This window comes from Streptomyces phytophilus (genome assembly GCF_013870535.1).
Classification (GTDB): Bacteria; Actinomycetota; Actinomycetes; order Streptomycetales; family Streptomycetaceae; genus Streptomyces; species Streptomyces phytophilus.
Genome location: NZ_JACBXC010000631.1, coordinates 1 through 3,487 on the forward strand (window position 1 = coordinate 1; position 3,487 = coordinate 3,487).

2 protein-coding genes are annotated in these 3,487 nt (G+C 73.8%); both read left to right on the forward strand.

Annotation, left to right across the window (positions count from 1 at the left end; genetic code table 11):
• The first annotated feature begins 122 nt into the window (after window positions 1–122).
• Window positions 123–743 (forward strand): CGNR zinc finger domain-containing protein, encoded by a 621-nt coding sequence (locus H5J30_RS22600; protein WP_181789218.1) that lies wholly within the window; start codon window positions 123–125, stop codon window positions 741–743.
• A 127-nt stretch (window positions 744–870) separates the two neighbouring features.
• On the forward strand, window positions 871–3,487 hold a 2,617-nt coding region (locus tag H5J30_RS22605), incomplete at its 3' end, for an ATP-dependent Clp protease ATP-binding subunit (RefSeq protein ID WP_258563484.1).

The following is a 3,487-nucleotide window of genomic DNA, read 5'->3' on the forward strand; positions in this document are numbered from 1 at the left end:
TCCCGCGCCCCGAGCGCGCCTTCCGCTCAGCTTCTTCCCCCCTCCCTCATGTAACGGCTTAACGAATCAAGACGTTACCACTACCCTGAACCCACCACCCCGCCCACGCCAGGAGCCACCCGATGCCCCCGCCGCCGCCACCCGCGGGCCACGGATTCCACCCCGCCCAACGCCTCCTCGACCTCGCCAACGCCGTCCGCCGCGACCCCCGCGTACCCCGCGACGACCTCGCCCGGCTCCTCGCCGCCCACGGCGAGACCCCCGCCGACCTCGCGCCCGCCGCCTTCACCGACGCCGACGCCGAGGCACTGCGCGGTGCCGCCCGCCGGATGACCGCCGTACTCACCGAGCCCGACGCGGACCGCGCCGCCGCCGCGCTCAACGACGTGTTCGCGGAGTGCGGCGCCCTGCCCCGGCTCTCCCGGCACGGCGACCACCCCTGGCACCTGCACGCGGACCGCGGCGACGACGCCGGCTGGGCCGACTGGTTCCTCGCCTCCGGCGCCCTCGCCCTGGCGCAGATCCTCACCGAGTACGGGCAGCCGCCCTGGGGCGAGTGCGCCGCCCCCGACTGCACCGTCCTGTACCTCGGCACCGGCCCGGGCAGCGCCCGCCGCTACTGCTCCACGGCCTGCGCCTCCCGTACGCGCGTCGCCGCCCACCGCCGCCGAAGGCGGACCCAGCAGACCCAGCAGGCCCAGCAGGCCGGACAGACCGAACTGCCCGAGCGCACCACCCCCTGACCCGCGCCCGGCAAACGACCCCCGCAACCCCCCGCCCCCGATTCGTACCGTTTGCGCCCTTCCGCCGCTCTTGTTTCAGTGAGGTGAGGCCCAGGCACCACCCACCCACCGCCGCGGAGACTCACCTATGTCCCTCTCCCCCCTCGGCTCCTACGGCTCCTCCGACCCGTTCTCCGAGCTGCTCAACCGCTTCTTCGGCATGTCCCCCGCCAGCTCACCGCCCGCCGTCCAGCGCGTACCCATCGGCCGCCTCCTCACCGACTCCGCGCGCGAGCTGATCGGCCGCGCCCAGCGCCGCGCCGAGGAGGACGGCAGCGTCGACCTCGACACCGAGCACCTGCTCTGGGCCTGCACCCAGGTGGACCCCGCGCGCTCCGTCCTCGCCCACGCCGGCGCCGACCCGGACGAGCTGGCGCGCGCCGTCGCCCAGGCGCTGCCGGGGGAGGGGAGCACCGCCTCGTCGGAGCCGGAGCTGACGCCCGCCGCGAAGCGGGTGCTCCGGGGCGCGGTGGCCCGCTCGCAGGCCGGCGGCACGTCGTACATCGGCCCCGAGCACATCCTCGGCGCGCTCCTCGACGACCCGGACGCCGGCGCCGCCCGGCTGCTCAACGCGTACGGTATGGACACCGACCGGCTCCGCAGCACCGCGGACGCCGCCGCGGCCCGCCCCGCCGCGGGCCCCGCCCAGGGCCGGGCACCCGGCATGTCCGCCCGCCCCGGCGGCCCCGCCGCGCAGGACGGGAGCCGGCCGCAGAGCCAGACCCCGACCCTCGACGAGTACGGCCGCGACATGACGGCCGAGGCCCGCGCCGGCCGCCTCGATCCCGTCGTGGGCCGCGCCGAGGAGATCGAGCAGACCGTCGAGATCCTCTCCCGGCGCACCAAGAACAACCCCGTCCTCATCGGCGAGCCCGGCGTCGGCAAGACCGCCATCGTCGAGGGCCTGGCGCAGCGCATCGAGTCGGGCGACGTACCGCAGACGCTCGCGGGCAAGCGCGTCGTGGGCCTGGACCTGGCCGGGCTGGTCGCGGGCTCGAAGTACCGCGGCGAGTTCGAGGAGCGGCTGAAGAAGGTCATCGAGGAGGTCAAGGACTCCGAGAGCAGCACGATCCTCTTCATCGACGAGTTGCACACCGTCGTCGGCGCCGGCTCCGGCGGCGAGGGCGCCATGGACGCCGGGAATATGCTCAAGCCCGCGCTCGCCCGCGGCGAGCTGCACGTCGTCGGCGCGACGACGATCGACGAGTACCGCAAGCACGTCGAGAAGGACGCCGCGCTGGAGCGCCGCTTCCAGCCGGTGCTGGTGCCGGAGCCGACCGTCGCGGAGACCGTGCAGATCCTCGAAGGGCTGCGGGACTCGTACGAGGCGCACCACCAGGTCCGCTTCACCGACGAGGCGCTGGCCGCCGCCGCCGAGCTGTCCGACCGCTACGTCTCCGACCGCTTCCTGCCCGACAAGGCCATCGACCTCGTCGACCAGGCGGGCGCACGCGTACGGCTGCGCTCGGTGGGCCGCAGCACCGAGGTCGTCGACCGCGAGGACCGGCTGGCGAAGCTGCGCCGGGAGAAGGACGAGGCGGTCGCGGCGGAGAAGTACGAGAAGGCGTCGCAGATCAAGGGGCGGATCGCCGAGACGGAAGCGGAGCTGGCGGGCGTCGAGGAGCGGCGCGAGGGCGTGATGGAGGTGACCGCCGACGACATCGCCGGGGTGCTGTCGCGCTCGACCGGCATCCCCGTCGCGCAGCTGACCGAGAGCGAGAAGGACAAGCTGCTGAAGCTGGAGGACGCGCTGCACGACCGGGTCGTCGGGCAGGACGAGGCGGTGGTGGCGGTCTCGGAGGCGGTACGCCGCGGGCGGGCCGGCATGAGCGACCCGGACCGGCCGACGGGCTCGTTCCTCTTCCTCGGCCCGACCGGCGTGGGCAAGACGGAGCTGGCGAAGGCGCTCGCGGACCTGCTCTTCGGCGACGAGAACAGGATGGTCCGCTTCGACATGAGCGAGTTCCAGGAGCGGCACACGGTCTCCCGGCTGCTGGGCGCCCCGCCCGGCTACGTCGGCTACGAGGAGGCCGGGCAGCTCACGGAGAAGGTGCGCAGGCGCCCGTACAGCGTGCTGCTCTTCGACGAGATCGAGAAGGCGCACCCGGACATCTTCTCGGCGCTGCTCCAGGTGCTGGAGGACGGGCGGCTGACGGACGCGCAGGGGCGGACGGTCGACTTCCGCAACACCGTCGTCATCATGACGTCGAACATCGGCGCCCAGCGCATCCTGGCGCACAAGGGCCAGGTGGACGAGATCCGCGACGACCTGATGGAGGACCTGCGGGCGCGCTTCCTGCCGGAGTTCCTCAACCGCATCGACGAGGTCATCATCTTCCACGGCCTGACGGCCGAGGACCTGTCCTCCGTGGTGGACCTGCTGCTGGACCGCAGCCGGCGTCGGCTGCGCGCGCAGGAGGTCGAGCTGAAGGTGACGGAGGCGGCGAAGGAGCGGCTCGTCGCGCTCGGGCACCAGCCGGAGTTCGGCGCCCGCCCGCTGCGGCGCACGCTCCAGCGGGAACTGGACAACCGCATCGCCAACCTGCTGCTGGACGGCTCGGTACGCCCCGGGGACACGGTCCTGGCGGACGTCGACGCGGACAGCGGCGAGCTGACCTGCACCCTCGTACGGCCGGAGGACTCGAAGACGGAGGAGGCCGAGGTGGAGCGCCGGGGAGACGGGCCGAGGGCTCTGCCGGACGCGG

Coding starts and splice junctions, on each gene's coding strand:
- H5J30_RS22600 (WP_181789218.1), top strand. CDS start 123: ATGCCCCCGCCGCCGCCACCCGCGGGCCACGGATTCCACCCCGCCCAA.